The organism is Streptomyces sp. NBC_01546 (genome assembly GCF_045208355.1).
Taxonomy (GTDB): domain Bacteria; phylum Actinomycetota; class Actinomycetes; order Streptomycetales; family Streptomycetaceae; genus Streptomyces.
The window spans coordinates 2,307,330-2,326,565 of record NZ_CP109379.1 but is presented as its reverse complement, the minus strand read 5'-3'; the positions used below and the strand labels follow the sequence as shown (position 1 = coordinate 2,326,565).

Here is a 19,236-nt window from a genome sequence, read left to right as displayed (position 1 = left end):
CCCCACCATGACGAGCGCCGAGCAGAACGAGAAGCAGTCACTGGTCGGGGAGGAGTACGAGGTCGAGGTCGGCCCCGTGGCACACGGCGGGCACTGCATCGCCCGGACCTCGGACGGCCGCGTCCTGTTCGTGCGCCACACGCTGCCCGGCGAGAAGGTCGTCGCCCGTGTGACCGAGGGCGACGAGGACTCCCGCTACCTGCGCGCCGACGCGATCACCGTGCTGGAGGCCTCCAAGGACCGCGTCGAGGCGCCCTGCCCGTACGCCGGCCCCGGCAAGTGCGGCGGCTGCGACTGGCAGCACGCCAAGCCGGGCGCCCAGCGCCGGCTCAAGGGCGAGGTCGTCGCCGAGCAGCTGAAGCGGCTCGCCGGGCTCACCCCGGAGGAGGCCGGCTGGGACGGCACGGTCATGCCCGCCGAGGGCGACAAGGTGCCGGCCGGGCAGGTGCCGCAGTGGCGCACCCGCGTGCAGTTCGCCATCGACGAGGACGGCAACGCGGGTCTGCGCAAGCACCGCTCGCACGACATCGAGCTGATCGACCACTGCATGATCGCGGCGCCGGGCGTCAGCGAGCTGGGCATCGAGAAGCAGGACTGGCCCCAGATGGCGTCGGTGGAGGCCATCGCGGCCTCCGGCTCCGGCGACCGCCAGGTCGTCCTGACCCCGCGCCCCGGCGGCCGCCTGCCCCTGGTGGAACTGGACAAGCCGGTCTCGGTCCTGCGCGTCGAGGAGAAGGACGGCGGGGTCCACCGGGTCCACGGCCGCCCCTTCGTACGGGAGCGCGCGGACGGCCGTACGTACCGCGTGGGCATGGGCGGCTTCTGGCAGGTCCACCCGCAGGCCGCGGACACCCTGATCAAGGCCGTCATGCAGGGCCTGATGCCGCGCAAGGGCGAGATGGCCCTCGACCTCTACTGCGGCGTCGGCATCTTCGCGGGCGCGCTGGCCGAGCGGCTCGGGGAGACGGGCGCGGTGCTCGGCATCGAGTCGACGAAGCGCGCGGTCGAGGACGCCCGGCACAACCTGACCGACTTCCCCCGGGTCCGGATCGAGCAGGGCAAGGTCGAGCAGATCCTCCCGAAGACCGGCATCACGGAGTGCGACCTGGTCGTCCTGGACCCGCCCCGCGCGGGCGCGGGCAAGCAGACGGTCCGCCACATCGCCGGCCTCTCGGCGCGCCGCATCGCGTACGTGGCCTGCGACCCGGCGGCCCTGGCCCGCGACCTGGGCTACTTCAAGGAGAACGGCTACAAGGTCCGCACCCTGCGCGTCTTCGACCTGTTCCCGATGACGCACCACGTGGAGTGCGTGGCAATCCTGGAGCCGGTGAAGAAGGACGCCTGACCTGCGGTTTCTCGGTTTCGGTAGTTCACTCGACCTGTTTCCGGACGGACAATAGGTCGAGCGAATACGGTCGCAGTCGCGGCTGCCACGAGCTGCTTGACCTGCGGCTTTGGGTGACCAGGGGCAGAGGTTCGGCGGTAGCACCACCGGATCACTCGGAATCTTGACGCTCGAATGACGCTCGCCTGTGAATCTCCTGAGGGGTCGTCAGCGAGGAATGGGCGACTCTTGGGCGTGCTGTGTGGCGGTTCGGGAGCGGCCTATGCGGGCGGTCGCGATCGAGGCCGGACCGCCCGGAATGCGGCCCCATGCTTCCCCGTGCGAGCTGCAGCAATGCGCACAGCTTCTCGGCTAGGTTCAGCCCGGAGCCGGATACATTCGGCTCTTCATAAGTCCGCCAGGCCGACGCGTAGTTGGGCTGGCACCCTTGTGAGGGAGCCCCAGTAATGCTGGCTGGATCAAGCTAGACGTACCGTGAACCCATGGTGGCGATCCTGCGGTGCACTCCTGATGAAGAGAAGTTCCTTGCCGGCTTCCGGCGGCCGACACAGTTCGAGGCCGGCTGGGAGTCATTAGGGGAACGTGAAGCGTGGAAGAGTAGCCACGTCGTCCTGGTTGTGACCGGACAGGACAGTCATAGGCCGCTCGTTGAGTACGTCGGGCACGCCAGGAGCGGCCGACGCGCGGGAACATTTGGTAAGACGATCGAGGTGACGCAGCTTCATCGCATCGAACCTCCCGTCCCCATTGAGACGTTGTCCGATCGAGTCCACCTTCGTCACAGATACGCCACCGGTGTGTCGGGCACGCTGTCGAAGCGTGCCGGGGAAGAGCTGCTGGACGCACTCACCACTTGTCGGGCCGATTTGGCCGGTGTCATCGCCCGGTTGCAGGAGCGGACAGGTGGATTCCGGATTCTCAGCCGGGTGCGGGAGCTCTTTGTCGAGGAACGGGATGCCACAGGGCTGGCGCTTCAGCTGGGCGGATTCGACCGGAGCATCATCGGTGAGGCTCTGTTTCCGGATGAGAACGGGTCCAGAGTGCCGGTTCTAGCCACTCTTCCAGGTCACCCGGCGCACGAGGACCACCTTGTCTTTCACGACGCGCAACGGTTCTCGGACTGGGTCGGTAGCGATGCGGAGCACCTCGCGAAGCGTCTGTTCCAGAAGGGCGATCAGAAGCTCTTCATCGCCAACGTCAACCGTCTGCCGGCCGAGGACACGCTGGGGATCGACCTGATCTACCACCATGTGAACCGGGACAGCTTCATCCTTGTGCAGTACAAGAAGATGCAGCAGGTCGGTGCGGGCCGCAGCGAGTGGGGCTATCGTCCGGATACTGACCTGGACGACCAGCTGGAGCGCATGAGGCAGGTAGAAGAGGCGTGCACGAGGCTCGATCAGGATCCGCTGCTCGACTATCGTCTTGCTCCTCAGCCTTGTTGGATCAAATTCTGTAAGTCCGAGCAGACCGCACCGAGAGGGGACGCTCTGATCGGTGGTATGTACCTCGCTCGCGAGCACGTCGAGTGGCTTCGCCAACAGCCCGACCTCGCGACGGGCCCGAGAGGGGGAGAGCTGTTCGGTTATCACACGGTGCCCCGCTACTTCGACAACACGACCTTCACCCAGCTCGTCCAAGACGGCTGGATCGGCACGCGCGGCAAGGCGAGCGAGATCATCCGGGACCAAATCGAAGCCAGCCTCAACGGCTCGCGCTCCCTTGTCTTCGCCGCCCTCATTGGCGACGACATGACGCAAGCCGAACGCACCAGGGAGCGCAGAGGTGGCTCGGCGGGCTGAGCCCGCGGTGATCCCACGATCCGCCGGTACGTACACCGATCAGCATGGCCAGGGGCCAGCGCGGCGGGGCCGGGAGCCGGTGCCTGAGATGCGGCTGCCGGTGGGGACGCGAGCCGCGAGAGGACGACGAGTCCGGGTGCGTACGACGCGGCGGCAGTATGGCTGTGCACCCGGCTCCGAAGGGTCGCAGGACTCCACGCCCCGACGCTCGTTTACGCACGTTTTGGCGCCCCGAGAGGTCGCCGAGGAGGCGCCATCCGGTGGATATCGGGGGTCGTCCCTAGACTCGGAGAGGTGGTCTTGTGCTGCTCGCTCTCGTGCCCTGGGCGCGCTAGGGCGGCCGAAGGCCATTCCCTAAGCTCCAAGTTTGCGTCCGATGTAGGCGATCTCCAACACCCCCTCTTCGGGCAGGAGCCGGAAATGCAGGCGCCCGGGACCCGGAGTGAAGCGGCCGTGCCAGTCGTAGCAGTGATCCTCCCCGTCCTCGTCCGTGAAGTGGCACAGGCGTTTGCGCTGCTCATGCTCCGGCGTGATCTTCGCTCCCTGCCAGGCAGGCACGGCGGCTTCGGCCGGATCCCACCGCGCGGCTGACTCCTCCAGCCGCGCCAACAGACCGCGCACCTGCACGAACGCTGGCGGCTGGAGAGCGTCCAGATCCTGCCGGGCCCGGGGAAGGAACCGGAGCGAGGGGAAGAAGTCACCCCGTTCCTCCCACAACCGAGCCGCCGAGTCGATCGAGTCGAGCCCGGTGGACCGCCCCCACTGCTCGTGCGGCTTGAGGTCGACGGCACGGGAGCTATGACGTACGGACTCGGTCGCCTCCGCCATGACGAGCTCACCGCGGTCGTCCTCGACGAGTGTACGGACGGTGACCTCCAGCCACGGCCGGTGCCAGGCGGTCGAAACTGGCAGGCTGACGCAGAGCCCGTCCATGAGATGGGCGGCGCCGATCCCCTCGACCGGTTCCCCCGCGTACTCGTACTCCACCTCGCCGGGTGTCATGTCCTGGGGGAGGATCTCGGCGAATGGGGCCCGGTTGCGCAGGGCCTTGATGTACTGCCGATGGTTGCGATGCCGGTTGTCTGCGGCCCACCGCTGGTAGCAGTAGTCGCGGGCCAGCTCGGACTGAGCCAGCGGGGTCCGGGTGACGAGGGCGATGTCGCGCCACGACCGGGCCTCCCGCAGGACGCTGATCAGCCCGTCCATAGCCTCGGCCACCTCTGCCGGCGAGGCTTCGGACATGCAGGACCGCTCGTTGAGGAACAGCAGAAGTGGCACGCCCGCCCCCAGGTGTGATGATCGTGAATCGTGTCAGCCTGACTCTCGCGGCGCTCAGTCGAGCAGCTGGTCGAGGGAGTTCTCCCACTCGTCGAAGAACCCTCGCGGCCATTCGGACAGCATGCCGTCGTCCCCCATCCGGGGACTAACCACTTCCCCGCTCTGCCCGCTGCGACGGAAGAAGTGCACGGCTGTCGCGGACGCCGGGATGCGGTTGTTCTTGACGGAGATCCGCAGGCCGTTGAGGACGTGGTCGGAGTGAGTCTCCACGACGAGCTGCGCGCCGGCGGCGACGGCGGCCGTCGCGAGGTAGGCCAGCGAGGTCTGCCCCTGGGGGTGGAGATGAGCCTCCGGATTCTCCAGGAGGATGAGCGAGCCCGGCCGGGCGGTGAGGCAGGCGACGACGATGGGCAGCGCGTAGGTGAGGCCGAAGCCGACGTTGGTGGGCCGGTACCGGTTCGAGGCGTTCACGCCCGACCCGAAGCCGTAGCTGAGCCGCACGGTGTCCGTGCCGTCGATACCGATCGCCTGGAGATTGACTCCCGGGCAGAGCTGCCGCATCCACGCGTCGGTCTGCGCCAGCAGCGTGCCGGAGGTCGTTGACGGGTGCCGCAGCGCGGTTCCTACGGGATCGTCCTGGTGGACGCGCAGATAGTTGGCCGTGTGTTCGCCCCGGGCACCGAGGAACCCTCGCCGTACGACCGCGTGATGCGAGCGCGGGTAGCTGATGTCGGGGACGATGCGGTCGGCCTTGAGATACTGGAAGCCCGGACAGAAGAGCTCAGGCAGGGCGTCGACCAGGTGCGTCCCTGCCGGCGGCGCCGCGACCAGCTTCAGCAGATCGTCCTCCGGGCCGTACGCGGCCCGCCAGGTGAGGGGCGTGTCGGGTAGGCCGGCCGGGAGTAGGGTCAGGCCGATGTCGGGGTCGTCCTTCGGATACGCCTCGTGCCGTACGTCCTGTCCGGTGCCCAGCTGGACGAACTCGCCGTTGAGCAGCAGCCCCGACTCGCCGCCATCTTCCAGGACACCCGCCTCGTACGACTGGCGCAGCAGCGCGAGGGCCTGGAGGACCGTGCTCTTGCCGGAGGAGTTCAGGCCGGTGAGCAGGGTGAAGGGCGCCAACGTGAGGTCCTGGCGGCCGAACGCCTTGAAGTTGGTGATGCCGATGCGCTCAAGCACTCAGGACCTCCCGGAACATCTCGTCGAGCAGGCGGAAGCGGAGGCGGACCTTGCCGATGTCGCCCGTTCCGGCGGACACGGCGTTGAAGAAAGCGGCGTCCTCCATCAAGCCGAGGAACCCTTCCTCGACCTGGGCGCGGCGCGCGGCGAGCAGCTCGATCTCAGGCGTGGTGTATCCGGAGAGAGTGACCGATTGCGCCTCGAAGAGAGCCTTGTTGACCGGCGAACGGCGGCCTGTGCCGCGGAAGCGCTTACGGAAGGCATGCTCGCCGAAGACGGCGGAACCGGCGTCCATCGCCTTCAGGAAACGCTCCCGCAAGGCGTCTCGTTCGTGAGAATCCGCATCGTTGACCTGGTGCATGGCCTTGCGGAGGAAGTCGTCGAAGTCTCCGCTCGCATACGCGTCGGGCGGCGTGAGGGTGAACGCGAGGAACCGAAGGCACATCTCCCGGTCGGACATGCGCTCCGGCGACACGCTCTCGCCGGTCGCCCTCCGGAACGCATCGGAGCGGGCGAGATCGGCGAGGAACGCGCGGGCGGGGCCGGGGATCAGAGCGTGCCGTAGCTCCTGGCGGGTGAGCGCGCGCCCCCCGGTGTTGATCCGGGCGAAAATGTTGAACTTGACCTCCTCCGGGGTCCCCCGCCGGATGAGGAGGACGACGAGTTCGGTCTCTTCTATCCGGGTCTGGAGGCGGCCGGGCAGGTCGGTGAAGACATAGCCGTTGAACTCGGTCAGGTACTCCAGCCCTGTCAGGCGCAGCGGCTCGCTGTCGATGTCCTCGGGCGCGACGAAGCGGGCGATCGTGGAGAGCCGCTGAATTCCGTCCACGATGGCCCAGGTGTCGTCCTCGCCCTCGGCGGCGTAGAGGGTCGGCAGCGTGATGCGTAGGAGCAGCGACTCGATCAGTCGGCTCTGTGCCTTCAAGGTCCAGATGCCGGCCCGGCGCTGAAAGTCGGGGGCGAGGTCGATCGTTCCCCGTCTGATGCGGTTGAGAAGGAGACCGACGGTGGGATTGCGGGTCTGGACTTCGATCAGATCGGGATCGAAGGGACTGTCGATCCGCTCGCCGATGTCCTCCCGCTCCACGCCCGTGCTGAAGCCCGTCTCGTCCAGCTCGACGGGAATCATGTCCTGGACGAGGCGGGCCTCGGGTGCGGTCGTACTGTCACTCATGGGTTCTCCGAACCGCCTCTCCGCTATCGGGCTCCGTCGTCCACGGAGGCATCGTATGCGGGGCGGCCCGGTGCCGGGGTGGGTGGTGGCGTATCAGAGGCGGATGTCTCCGGCGTGGGCGGCGAAGGCGGACCAGGCGCCGGGGGACACATGTACGGGGGCGAGCCCCCTGTCCTTGGAGTCCCGGACGAGGACGGTCTCGGGGCGGAGGGCGACCTCGACGCAGTTGTCGCCGCCACCGCCGCTGTAGCTGCTCTTGAACCAGGTAAGTTCAGTGGTGCTCATAGCGCTCCTCGCATCTGCTCCAGCAGGCTCGTTGTGGCCTGAGGGCTCAGAGCCTGTGAGCGCAGTTTGCCATAGCGCTGAAGCATGGAACTCACGTCTTTCGGATCCGTGATCAGGGTGCTGCTGTCATGTCCCTCTACGTATCCGAGCCAACGATTATCTGGCGTCTCGGCCAGGTACATCAGCCCCTCGGAGCCCGCGTGATCCTCCTGCCGCAAGGGCATGAGTAGGACCTCCACGTTACGGAGGGATCCACGGTCCAGCAGGCAGTCCAAGAGCTCCCGGGTCACTTCTGCGCCGCCCAAGCGACGTTCGAGAAGAGCCTGCTCGAAGATGAAGGAGAACATGGTGTTGGGCCGTTCAGCGAGCAAGTGCTGGCGTGCCAAGCGTGCCGTCACCTGACGTTCGAGCTGCTCTTCGGCCAGCGGGGGAAGATACCGCTCAAAGATCGCGCGGATGTACGGCTCGGGTTGCAGCAGCCCGGGAATGGCCCGGCACTCGTACGTGTACAGGGAGATCGCGTCCTCCTCGATGCCGGCCCACGGCCGGAACCGTGAGGCCAGCCCCGCCTTCTTCGTCAGACTCCGTGCCGCCGCCTCCAGCACCCGCCCGGCGATTGGACCGAGGACCGTCTCCGCCTGCCCGACGAGGTCCTTCGGCGGGAAGCGTTTACCCTGCTCGATCTTGGCGATGTAATGCGCCGAATACTGGACCCGGGGACCGAACTCCTCCTGAGTCAGCCCGGCCTCGTCCCGCAGGGCCTTGAGCACCGCCCCGAAAGTCCTGAGACTGTCCGACAGCTCCGGCTCGTGGTTGGCCCCGCCGTTGTGGTCCACGCTCATCGCAGTCCGCCCCTTCGCGCCCGTACGCTCCCGCCCGGACTTCACAGAGTTACGTACGGTGATCCACCCAGTCCACAGCGTGAACCAGTACAGCGGGATCTGTACCAGTGGCGGACCTGTCCGATCTGGTGCGACGGCCGGAAATCTGGGCTCCATGACGCCACCCCACAGCTCGACCACCGTCACCGTACATACGTTCACCCAGCGGTTCTCGTCCACCCGGCGAGGCGCGCGGCTCGCCCGCCTCCTGGCCGCCCAGCAGCTCGCCGACTGGGGCGTTACGTACGGCTCCGGGACGCACTACGCCCTCACGCTCGTCGTCGCGGAACTCGCGGCCAACGCCGTGCTCCACGGCCGGGTTCCGGGCCGTGACTTCGAACTGCGCCTCGCGCACCACGGCGCCCTCGTCAGGGTCGAGGTTTCCGAAACTCATCCGGCGCTGCCGGAGCGTGCCGCGCTCACGCCCGAGGGTGAGGGCGGACGTGGCCTGAATCTGGTCGCCGCGCTTGCCGAGCGGTGGGGTGTCCGGGGCAGGGTGGGGCCGGGGAAGACCGTGTGGGCAGAGTGCGCACTGTCACCCCGAGGCCCCGAGGGCGAGATCGCGAAGACGTGATCAGTTCTCCGGTCGGCGCCGTACGGCCTCTCCGGACTCCGTAGGCTTGACCAGCCCGTCCCGGCGTACCAGCGGGTGCGGCGCGGCGACCGCGCAGGACACGGAACCACGAAAAGGTAGCGAGTGAGCGACAAGAACCAGGAGCTGGCCGACTTCATCTGGTCGGTGGCGGACCTGCTCCGAGGCGACTACAAGCGCTCCGAGTACGGCAAGGTCATCCTGCCCATGACGGTGCTGCGCCGTATGGACTGTGTGATGTCGGACACGCGCGAGGACGTGTGGGCGCGGGAAGCGTCCTATGCGGGAGTCAACAAGGACGCCGTACTGCGGGTCGCCGCCGGCCGGAACTTCTACAACACCTCGAAGCAGACGTTCGCCACTATCGGCGCGGACTCGGACACGCAGAAGGTCGAGAAGAACCTCAAGGACTACATCGATGGCTTCTCCGCCGAGGCCACCGAGATCCTCGACAGCTACGCCTTCCATCTCCAGATCGAGCGACTGGCCAAGGCCGACCTGCTCTATCTCGTGGTCCAGAAGTTCCGCGACATCGACCTCAGCCTGAAGGTTGTGGACAACCACAACATGGGCTTCATCTTCGAGGAGCTGATCCGCAAGTTCGCGGACGCCTCGAACGAGACCGCGGGTGAACACTTCACCCCGCGCGAGGTCATCGAGCTGATGGTGGAGATGCTGATCGCACCCGACGACCACCGCCTCAAAGAAGGGGCTCCGGTGATCGACATCCTCGACCCCGCCTGCGGTACCGGCGGCATGCTGTCGGCGGCCGAGCACCACATCAAGGAGCACAGCCCCGGGGCCCGGGTCAACCTGTACGGGCAGGAACTCAACGCCGAGTCATACGCGATCTGCCGCTCCGACATGCTTCTCAAGGGGCAGGACGCGTCACTCATCCATTTCGGCAACTCCTTCACCCAGGACGGACACGAAGGTGAGGAGTTCAGCTACATGCTGGCCAACCCGCCCTTCGGCGTCGAGTGGAAGAAGGTGGAGAAGCAGATCAAGGAGGAGTACGAGGACCAGGGCCACGGCGGACGTTTCGGCGCCGGCCTGCCCCGGATCAACGACGGCTCGTTCCTCTTCCTCCAGCACATGATCGCCAAGATGAAGCAGCCGAAGATCGGTGAGAACGGGGAGGAGATCGGCGGCAGCCGGCTCGCCATCGTCTTCAACGGCTCACCGCTCTTCACGGGCGGGGCGGGATCGGGAGAGTCCGAGATCCGCCGCTGGATCATCGAGAACGACTACCTGGAGGCGATCGTCGGCCTCCCGGACCAGCTGTTCTACAACACCGGCATCTCCACGTACTTCTGGATCGTCACCAACCGCAAGCCGAAGAACCTCAAGAACCGGATCATCCTGATCGACGCGCGGGACCAGTGGTCGAAGATGCGGAAGTCGCTGAGCAACAAGCGCAAGGAGATCGTCGAGGAGCAGCGGAAGGAGATCTACCGCTGGTACGGGGAGGCGCGGCGGCTGTCCCGTTCGGGGGACGGCTCCGAGCACTCAGTGCCGGACAAGGTCAAGATCATGGACGCGGATGACTTCGGCTACAAGCGGATCACCATTGACCGCCCGCTGAAGCTGCGCTTCGAGGTCACCGAGGACACGCTGGACGCGCTGCGCGTGTCGAAGGTGGCCGAAAGGGAGCTCGGGTCCGGTGGTGTGGAGAAGCTGACGGACGCACTGAAGCCGCTCATCGGGTCGAGGTGGGACAAGAAGGCGGAGGCGTGGGACGCCCTGCGCAAGACCCTGGCCGAGGGCGGAGTCCCGTGGCCGGGCGGCAAGCCGTTCGACAAGGCGATGCGCGACGCGGTCGGGGTCCCGGACCCCGAGGGCGAGGTCCAGTACGTGAAGAAGGGGCAGCCGGAGCATGATCCGGACTTGCGCGACTACGAGAACGTGCCGAGGCGGGGTGATATCGACGCGTATTTCGCACGCGAGGTGAAGCCGTACGTGGATGACGCGTGGATCACGGAATTCAAGGACCCGAAGACGAAGGAGACCGTGCGCTACCGGGTCGGCTACGAGATCCCGTTCACGAGGCACTTCTACGTGTACAAGCCGCCGCGGCCGCTCGCCGAGATCGACGCGGAACTGAAGACCCTTGAGGCGGATATCCAGAAGCTGCTTGGCGAGGTGGCGGGATGAGCCGGACGGTCACGGTCCGTGCTGTCGCGGAAGTGTCCCTAGGCCGACAGCGTTCGCCGCAGCACGACTCGGGACCGCACATGGTTCCGTACCTTCGGGCAGCGAACGTCAAGGACGGCTTCCTGGACCTCAGCGACGTAAAACAGATGAATTTCGCCCCGGCTGAGCGGCGGGTCTTCTCCCTGCGCCCTGGTGATGTACTTGTCACTGAGGGCAGCGGGAGCCTGGGATCTGTTGGGGCCTCGGCTGTCTGGCGTGGAGAGATCGACGGCCCGGTCTGCTTCCAGAACACACTGTTGCGGATGCGGCCTCGGGAAGGTGCGACCGACGGACGGTTCCTGGAGTGGTGGGCCCGATCGGCTTTCGGGAGTGGACTGTTCGCGTCAGTGGCCACGGGCGCGAACATTTACCACATCAGCGCGGAGCGGGTGCGGGCACTGCCGATCGAAGTGCCGTCAATGGAGGAACAGCGTCGCATCGCGGACTTCCTTGACGCCGAGACCGCGCGAATCGACGCGCTGCTTGAGGCGCGTGATCGTCAGAGGGATCTTCTCACTCTCCACGCGGCCAGTAGTCTAAATGACGTTACGGAGCGCCTTTCGCGCAAATATGGGACTGTGCGTCTCCGTCGTGTACTCATGTCCATGGAGCAGGGCTGGTCCCCGCAGTGTGAGGACCGCTATGTTGGCGATGGTGAATGGGGTGTAGTCAAAGCTGGATGCGTCAATTCGGGAAGATTTGACGCCATGCAGCATAAGGCGCTCCCCCCTAATGTGGAACCTCGTAAAGAGTACAAGCTCCGGAACGGGGACCTTCTCATGTCGCGGGCGAGTGGCTCACCTGAACTTATCGGCAGCATCGGAATAGTTGAGGAGCTTGATCATCAACTCCTCCTCTGTGACAAGGTGTACAGATTGCGTGTTGATCGGACCCGTGCACTCGCTCCCTTTATCGCCCGCGCTCTTCGCTGTCACTCTGTTCGTGAACACATCAAGCTCGGGATTTCAGGCGCCGAGGGCATGGCGAACAATTTGCCAACGGCCGTCGTCATGGGGTGTCTCATCCCGGACGCTCCCCTTGCAGCGCAGAAAGACGTGGTGGCCGAACGTGAACAGGAGGAGGGGACGGTCAAGCGAATGCGAGCGTCGATCGGGCGCGCGAGCTCCCTTCTTGCCGAGCGGCGCCAAGCCCTCATCACTGCCGCCGTCACCGGACAGCTCGACGTGACCACCGCCGGCCGGGCCGCAGCCGTATGACCTCCGCAGCCCCCGTCCGCCACCCCATACCCGCCCGCCCCGAGGAGTCCCTATGACCGACGCCCCCGCGCGAGCGCTCGCGCACCAGGCCCACACCGAGCTGGCCTTCGAGGACGCCGTCGAGGCCGGGCTGCTAAGGGGCGGGTGGGAGCAGGGGCTCGCCAATACCTACCGGCACGCGCTCGGGATCGACACCTCGGAGCTCAGTACCTTCCTCGGCGCCTCCCAAGCTGATCAGTGGCAGCGGCTTCAGGACGCCTACGGCGAAGAGGAGGAGCAGGCCATCCAGCGGTTCGGCGCCCTCGTCGCCAAGCAGATCGACGGGCGCGGGCTGCTCGACGTGCTGCGGCACGGCGTCGTCGACCGGAACGTCAAGATCCGCCTCGCCTTCTTCAAGCCCGCCCACACCCTCGCCGCGGGGGCGCTGGACGAGTACGACGCCAATCGCCTCACTGTCGTGCGGCAGTTCTACTTCTCCACCGCCGACCCGACCAAGTCCGTGGACCTGGCGCTCTTCCTCAACGGTTTGCCTGTCGCCTCTGTCGAGTTGAAGAACCCGCTCACCGGGCAGTCGGCGGCCGAGGACGCCATGCGCCAATACCGGCGCCGCGACCCGGGCGAGCTGTACTTCGCTCGCCGCAGCCTTGTCCACTTCGCCGTTGATCCGGACCTCGTGTTCTTGACGACCCGCCTGGCGGGCCCGAAGACCCGGTTCCTGCCGTTCAATATGGGTACGGGCGGCCCCGGCGCCATCGGAGGCGCGGGCAACCCGCCGCTGTCGGCCGACGCCGAGTACGCCACCTCCTACCTGTGGGAGCAGGTCTGGCAGCGGGACGCCTGGCTCGACCTCCTGCACCGCTACCTGCACGTCGAGGACCCGGCCGCCAAGGCCGGCAAAGCCCCCCGCTACCGGCCGGGGGTGGCCCACTCTCACCCGCTGATCTTTCCGCGCTTCCACCAGTGGGACGCCGTGCGGAGGATGACCGCGCACGCGGCCCGGCATGGGGCGGGAGAGAACTACCTGGTCCAGCACTCGGCCGGTTCGGGCAAGTCCAACACCATCGCCTGGCTCGCGCACCGGCTGGGCTCGCTGCACACGCCTGAGGATCCGGCGCTCATCGACCCGGGCGCGGCAGCCGCCAAGGGGCTCAGCTCCAACAAGCCCGTCTTCGACAAGGTCGTCGTCATCACCGACCGGCGGGTCCTGGACAAGCAGCTCCAGGACACGATCTACCAGTTCGACCACACGCCCGGCGTGGTCCTGCGGGTCGACAACGACTCCCAGCAGCTCGCTGAGGCCCTCACCGGGTCCACCGCCCGGATCGTCATCACCACGCTCCAGAAGTTCCCGTTCATCCTGGACAAGGCCGCCGGCCTTGGACGCAGCCGCCGCTATGCCGTCGTCATCGACGAGGCGCATTCTTCCCAGGGCGGTAAGGGCGCCGACGCGCTCAAGAAGGCTCTGGGCAAGCTTGGTTCGGACGCGGTCGACGAGGACGGTGATCCGCTGACCGCCGCCGCGCTGGCCCGCGGCAAGCAGCCGAACCTGTCCTTCTTCGCGTTCACCGCGACGCCTAAGGAGAAGACCCTCAACCTCTTCGGCACCCGGTCGCCTGAGAGCGGCCAGATGGAGCCCTTCCACATCTACTCGATGCGGCAGGCCGTCGAAGAGGAATTCATCCTCGACGTGCTCGGCACCTACATCACCTACGGCACCTACTTCAAGCTCCAGAAGGCCGCCGCCGACGAGGCGGAGCGGCAGGTGGACCCGCGCAAGGCCCGCTCCCGGATGGTGCGGGCCGCCCTGATGTCCGAAGCCTCCCTCAAGTCACGGGCCAGGATCATGGTCGACCACTTCCGGTCCCACTCCGCAGGCCGGCTGGGCGGCCGGGCCAGGGCCATGGTCGTCACCCCTAGCCGGGAACACGCCGTACGGCTCTACCAGGAGATCCGGTCCTACGCCGAGCAGAGCGGCTTCCAGGACTGCGCGGCCCTCGTCGCCTTCTCCGGAACCCTCACTCTCGACGAGGGAATCGAGTACACGGAGGCGAAGCTCAACGGCTTCACCGAGAGCGAGCTTCCCGACAAGTTCGGGTACACCCGGCTCGACGATCCCCGGCCGCCAGCCGTCCCCCGCCCCGAGTACCGCATCCTGGTCGTCGCGGACAAGTATCAGACAGGGTTTGACCAGCCGCTCCTCACCACGATGTACGTGGACAAGCCCCTGGCGGGCCTGGCGGCTGTACAGACCCTCTCCCGTCTCAATCGCACCCACCGGCTGAAGTCCGCCGAGGACCTGTTCGTCCTGGACTTCGCGAACAAGCCGGAGGTGATCGAGGAGGCGTTCCAGGCGTACTACGAGGCGTCAGTCGCCGAGCCGCCGGAGCCCAATCTCCTCTTCGAGCGGCATGACGAGGTGATGGCGTATCGGCTGCTGATCGTGGCGGAGATGGACGCGTTCGTCACCGCCTACTTCGCGGCTTTCAAGGAAGGCGACGCCGCCGACGCGGCCGTGGAGAAGGCCCACTCCAAGCTTCACCGCTACACCACACCGGCCGTGGACCGCTTCACGGCCCTGGCCGCGGACGAGCCGGACGCCGCGCAGGAGTTCCGGCGCGCCCTGGAGTCGTACGTCAAGGCGTACGGCTGGCTCTCGCACGTCATCGGCTTCGAGAGCGAGGAGTTGGAGCGGCTCTACCAGTACGGACGCTTCCTGCTGCGCCGACTGCCGCGCCCGGAGGGGACCGCGAGCGCCGACATAGGCGAGGTCACGCCCAGCCACATGCGTGTACGCAAGACCGGCACGCCGGAACTCGAGCTGAGGGCCGAGGGCGCCCAGGTGCTGCCCGGCCTGGTGCCGCAGGCGGCAGGCACGCCCACCGAGGTGCCGGAGCAGTCGCTGGCCGAGGTCATCGAATCGGTCAACGACGAGTACGGCATCGGACTGTCCACCACGGACCAGATCCTGCTCGGCCAGCTGGTGGTGGCCGTGGCGGAGGACCCGGAACTCAAGGCGATTGGCCTGCACAACGACGAGGAGACCTTCCGACGGGAAGTGGAACGGGATATGGACCGAGTCGTCATCGAGCAGGCCCAGTCCAACGACGCCCTGCTGGTGCGGTACTACGACGATCCGCTGGTCAACAAGCTGTTCAAGCAGGTCGCCACCCAGCAGGCGTACGGACTCATCCGGCGGCCGGTGCGCCGGGAGGCCGAGCGGCGGGCCACGGCGGAGCGAGCCGCTGCGATCAAATCCGGCCAATCCGGGAACACTCCGCCCGCAGCCTCGTAACCTGGTCACACCAAGAACGATCACGTGTGACGCACGGCGTGTGCCCGGCACTCCGCGCAGGAGGGACCGCCCGTGCTGCACGACGCCGTCACCCAGGATGCCGCCGTACCGTCCCGTGTGCTCGCGGGGCGGTACCGGCTGAACCGCCCGATCGGAGCCGGCGGTATGGGCGAGGTGTGGCACGCCTACGACGAGCGGCTCGACCGTCGGGTCGCGGTGAAGATGATGCTCGCCGACGTGCGCGGACAGGGCGGTGCGTCGCCCAGCACGTGGTCGCAGGAGGTCCTCCGTACCCGTCGTGACCGCTTCCTCCGCGAGGTCCGGACCACAGCGGCCGTGGAGCACCTGGGGATTCCCGCCGTATACGACACGGGAATCGACGACCTCTCCGGTCGGCTCTACATCGTGATGCAGCTGCTGACCGGCCGTGAACTACAGGCGGTCGTCGACGAGACGGACCACGAGTCCGGGCCCCTGCCGGTTTCATGGGTCGCCGCCGCCGGGGCGCAGATCGCCTCCGTGCTCGACGAGGTGCACCGGCACGACGTGGTCCACCGCGACATCAAACCGGCCAACCTCATGCTCACGCGGGGTGGAGTGGTGAAGGTCCTCGACTTCGGGGTGGCGGCGCTCCTCGGCTCGGGCAGTAATCCGCGACTCACGCAGGAAGGCATGACCGTCGGGACGCCGGCCTACATGTCACCGGAGCAGAGCCTGGCGAACGCGGTCGGCCCGGCGGCCGACGTCTACGCCCTGGGGTGCGTGTTGTACGAACTCCTCACCGGGCAGCCCCCGTTTCACGGGGACGGGAACCGCTCGTACGCCTGGCACCACGTGCGGACCGCGCCGCGGCCGATCCGAGGGAGCAGGCCCGATGTCCCGGCCGATGTGGAGCGGCTGCTGCTGGCGATGCTGGAAAAGGAACCCGAGAGGCGACTCGAAGCCGCCGCGGTGTACGAGGCCCTGCTGCCCTGGGTGCACGCAGACGACGCCGGGTACCGGGACGGGCGGGAACTCGATCCCCGGCACCCCTTCCACCAGCCGTTCGGGGGACCCCCCGGACGTCAGCGACCCAGATACACACCGACGGAGGTGGCTCCGGCGGCGCTCGTACCGGACGAGTCCGCTTCCGATACGTCGGCGCTGACGGACCGGGAGGCGGACGAGGTCGCGGACGAGGCGGCGCGACTCGCCCAGGATGGACAGTTCACCCAGGCCTCCGACCTCCTGACGGAGGCGATCGAGCGCGCGGGCGATGCCACCGGTCTGCGTGAGGACCTGCTGTTCTCCCTGGCGCAGGTGAGGTTCCTCGGTGGAGCCCATCGTGAAGCGGCCGGACACTTCGAAGATGCGGGACACGCCTACGCCGTGCGCTTCGGGGCGGACGACGAACAAGCGCTGCTGTGTCGCTATTTCGCCGCACAGTGCCGTATGGAGCTCGGTGAGACGACGGCCGCCGTCGACGCCTTCCGCGATTACGTCGCAGGTTCTCGCGAACCGGACGACGCGGCGGCCGTTGACCGCCACCTGGACGCCCTTGCCTCCTTGGCCCGGCTGTACGCCTCTACGGAACGGATGGCCGACGCGCTCGCGGCGGCGGCGGAACTGCGCCGGGACACACAGCGACTGCGTGGGCCTGAGGCGTCTGAGCTCGCCGACATCGACGGATATCTGGCCCGGCTCCGTCGGTTCTCGGCCTGAGATCGTCCGAGCACCGGGACACCCGGACCACCGATCCGATCACACCGTCCAGGGCCCCAGACCGTCACCGCCCCCTTGCCGCTCGGCCCCGAGTACAGGAGAACGCATGCCCATGGCCCACAACGCAGAACGGGACATCCCTGCCCAGGTCCGTCAGGTCCGCCGGGCGTTCGATGACACCTACACGGATCTCCTGGACATGAGCGACTTCGCCAGTCACTCGGAGGAGCGTCGTGCTGACGCCCGTCGCTCCCGGGCGCTGGCCGCGCACGCGGTGAGGATCGTTACGGGCTGGAGTGCCCGAGACGCTGCGCTCACGGTCATCGACGGAGGTGGCGACCAGGGCATCGACGCGATCGCCATAGTGACTGAGCCTGCCCACATCTACCTTGTTCAGGCGAAGTGGAGCAGCAAGGGAACGGCAAGGGCAAAGACGGAGGCGGTACACAAACTACTGGCCGGGCTACGGCTCATCGACAGTGAGGAATTCGCCCAGTTCAACCCCCGTGGTCAGAAGCTCGCCCAGGAAGCCAAGGCCCTCATGGGCCAGGGCGCCGTGTCGGTCACGCAGGTCATCGTGCTCATGGGAGCCGAACCTGTGTCCGCTGAGGTGGAGCAGGCGCTCAGTAACGGAGAGAGCGAGTTCAACCGTCACGGCGACTTGCTTGGCCGCCGAGTGATCCACGCATCGGAGGTCTGGGCCAAGGTCCGGGACGACATCGCCGCCAAGCCTGTCGACATGGCCGCAGACCTTTTCCCCTGGTTCGGTGTCAGTTCACCGTACGAGTCGTACCAGGGAGTGGTGACCGCGGAGCAGATCGCGGCATGGCTCAGGGACCACGGTGCCGACCTCTTCAATCTCAACATCCGCAACCCGCTGGGTCTGACACCCATCAACAATGACCTGGTCGGGACCCTTACCCAGGAACCCGCCCACTTCTGGTACTTCAACAACGGGATCACCATTCTGTGTGACTCCGTGCACAAGACCCAGCAGTCCATGCTGGCCCCGGAGCAGCATCCGCTGTCCCTGCAGATCCGGGGGGCCAGTGTCGTCAACGGTGCGCAGACGGTGCGTTCCATTGCTGACGCCATGACGAAGGAGCAGAGCGACGCCGGATTTGCGAAGGTCGGTGTGCGGATCATTGTCACCGGCGGGGCCGAGGAGTTCGCGAAGCGCACCACGCAGGCCACGAACCGGCAGAATCGCATTGAGCCGCGGGACTTCATTGCGCTGGACCCGGTCCAGGCCGCATTGATGGAGGAGATCAAGGCGGAACTCGGGCTGGACTACAGCGTCCGGCGCGGTGAACTCGAACCGCCCGCCGAGTCGGGGTGCTCCGTCGTGGAGGCCGCGTGTGCCCTGGCCTGCGCCCACCCGCACAGCCAGTACGCGGCTCGTATCGCGGGTTCCTTGGATGTCCTCTGGGAACGCGGCAGTCAGGGCGTTTACGACGTCCTGTTCCGCCCGCAGCCCGGTGCGTACCAGCTGTGGAATGCGGTGCTCGTTCTGCGGGCTGTCCGGCGGACCCTGCACGAGCTCCGGGCACGCTTCGAGGGGCGTGGGGCAGCTGTGGTAGAGCATGGAACATTCTTGATCGCACACCTGGTCTTCCAGGAGCTCGGGACCGAGTCCATGGACGAACCCGATCCCGCTCTCTCCTGGGCAGAGGGCGCCGTTGCCCGAGTGCCCGAGATCCTGGAGCGGGTCGTGCCGGCGCTGGTCGCGGCCATGGACAGCCTCTACGGAGAGCGCTCGCAGATCAGGTATCTGTGTGCCGATACGCAGCGGTGCAAGGAACTGACCGCGGAGGTGCGGCACAGGATTGCCGAAGGTGTAGAGGAGGCCATTCCTGAGAAGTATCGACGGCAGAAGAAGCAGCGTAAGCCGCGGCGCCCCAACGCGGTCCACGTCATCATCGACCAGGGAGCGCTCAAGGATGGCGCAGTACTTACCCTGAACACCTACATCGTCCCCGAACAGGACGCGCTCAAGGATTGGCTTGCGCAGGACGAGCAGCGCTCTCGGGCAACCTGGGTTAACCATCGGACGAGGCCAGTCCTGTGGGCTGCAGACGGCGAGCAGTATTCACCTTCTGGCTTGATCTCCCGCATGTGGGAACTCGCTGGCTGGGAGGAGAGGCCGGTGTCTAACCAGGGCACGACCCGATGGTCTACCGCCGATGGGGACACGCTGGCGGAGCTCGCGTGGCGGCTCCTCGGTGAGCTGGAGGAGCAGGATGGAGACCCGGGGGTGTAAATGGCATCCAGGTGCGGAGGCAAACGTCTTGCAGGTG

General features: G+C 66.9%; 13 protein-coding genes. 8 read left to right on the top strand and 5 right to left on the bottom strand.

Going from position 1 to position 19,236, the window contains the following annotated elements:
- Nucleotides 1–7: 7 nt before the first annotated feature.
- Both OHA89_RS10545 and OHA89_RS10540 read left to right on the top strand, forming a co-directional pair.
- Entirely contained in the window at nucleotides 8–1,345 is a 1,338-nt protein-coding gene (locus OHA89_RS10545) for a class I SAM-dependent RNA methyltransferase (protein ID WP_406365994.1), read from the top strand.
- Between the two features lie 482 nt (nucleotides 1,346–1,827).
- On the top strand, nucleotides 1,828–3,147 hold the full coding sequence (locus OHA89_RS10540) for a hypothetical protein (RefSeq protein ID WP_406365993.1): 1,320 nt from the start codon (nucleotides 1,828–1,830) through the stop codon (nucleotides 3,145–3,147).
- Nucleotides 3,148–3,501: 354 nt separating this feature from the next.
- Here the strand turns inward: OHA89_RS10540 and OHA89_RS10535 are convergent, their stop codons facing one another.
- The 5 genes from OHA89_RS10535 to OHA89_RS10515 all read right to left on the bottom strand — a co-directional run bounded on the left by OHA89_RS10535 (nucleotide 3,502) and on the right by OHA89_RS10515 (nucleotide 7,905).
- Nucleotides 3,502–4,425, bottom strand: a complete 924-nt coding sequence (locus tag OHA89_RS10535; RefSeq protein WP_406365992.1) for a hypothetical protein — start codon at nucleotides 4,423–4,425, stop codon at nucleotides 3,502–3,504.
- 54 nt (nucleotides 4,426–4,479) lie between these two features.
- A complete protein-coding gene (locus OHA89_RS10530; RefSeq protein ID WP_406365991.1) occupies nucleotides 4,480–5,604 on the bottom strand; it encodes a DUF3696 domain-containing protein in 1,125 nt (374 codons plus the stop codon).
- Nucleotides 5,597–6,778, bottom strand: a complete 1,182-nt coding sequence (locus tag OHA89_RS10525; protein WP_406365990.1) for a DUF262 domain-containing protein — start codon at nucleotides 6,776–6,778, stop codon at nucleotides 5,597–5,599. The genes OHA89_RS10530 and OHA89_RS10525 overlap by 8 nt, the downstream gene beginning before the upstream one ends.
- Nucleotides 6,779–6,871: 93 nt before the next feature.
- Complete coding sequence (locus OHA89_RS10520) at nucleotides 6,872–7,063, bottom strand: DUF397 domain-containing protein (protein ID WP_406365989.1); 192 nt, start codon at nucleotides 7,061–7,063, stop codon at nucleotides 6,872–6,874.
- Nucleotides 7,060–7,905 (bottom strand): Scr1 family TA system antitoxin-like transcriptional regulator, encoded by an 846-nt coding sequence (locus OHA89_RS10515; RefSeq protein ID WP_406365988.1) that lies wholly within the window; start codon nucleotides 7,903–7,905, stop codon nucleotides 7,060–7,062. The genes OHA89_RS10520 and OHA89_RS10515 overlap by 4 nt, the downstream gene beginning before the upstream one ends.
- 154 nt (nucleotides 7,906–8,059) lie before the next feature.
- Between OHA89_RS10515 and OHA89_RS10510 the strand changes: the two genes are divergently transcribed.
- From OHA89_RS10510 to OHA89_RS10485, 6 genes are all read left to right on the top strand, one after another.
- Nucleotides 8,060–8,518, top strand: coding sequence for an ATP-binding protein (locus OHA89_RS10510; RefSeq protein WP_406365987.1), 459 nt, complete (start codon nucleotides 8,060–8,062; stop codon nucleotides 8,516–8,518).
- Between the two features lie 123 nt (nucleotides 8,519–8,641).
- A complete protein-coding gene (locus OHA89_RS10505; protein ID WP_406365986.1) occupies nucleotides 8,642–10,690 on the top strand; it encodes an N-6 DNA methylase in 2,049 nt (682 codons plus the stop codon).
- 80 nt (nucleotides 10,691–10,770) lie between these two features.
- Nucleotides 10,771–11,946 (top strand): restriction endonuclease subunit S, encoded by a 1,176-nt coding sequence (locus OHA89_RS10500; RefSeq protein WP_406365985.1) that lies wholly within the window; start codon nucleotides 10,771–10,773, stop codon nucleotides 11,944–11,946.
- Nucleotides 11,947–11,998: 52 nt separating this feature from the next.
- On the top strand, nucleotides 11,999–15,238 hold the full coding sequence (locus OHA89_RS10495) for a type I restriction endonuclease subunit R (protein ID WP_406365984.1): 3,240 nt from the start codon (nucleotides 11,999–12,001) through the stop codon (nucleotides 15,236–15,238).
- A gap of 72 nt (nucleotides 15,239–15,310) precedes the next feature.
- Complete coding sequence (locus tag OHA89_RS10490) at nucleotides 15,311–16,939, top strand: protein kinase domain-containing protein (protein ID WP_406365982.1); 1,629 nt, start codon at nucleotides 15,311–15,313, stop codon at nucleotides 16,937–16,939.
- Nucleotides 16,940–17,051: 112 nt separating this feature from the next.
- Nucleotides 17,052–19,199: an AIPR family protein gene (locus OHA89_RS10485; protein ID WP_406365980.1), complete on the top strand. Its 2,148-nt coding sequence runs from the start codon at nucleotides 17,052–17,054 to the stop codon at nucleotides 19,197–19,199.
- The last annotated feature ends 37 nt before the right edge of the window (nucleotides 19,200–19,236 follow it).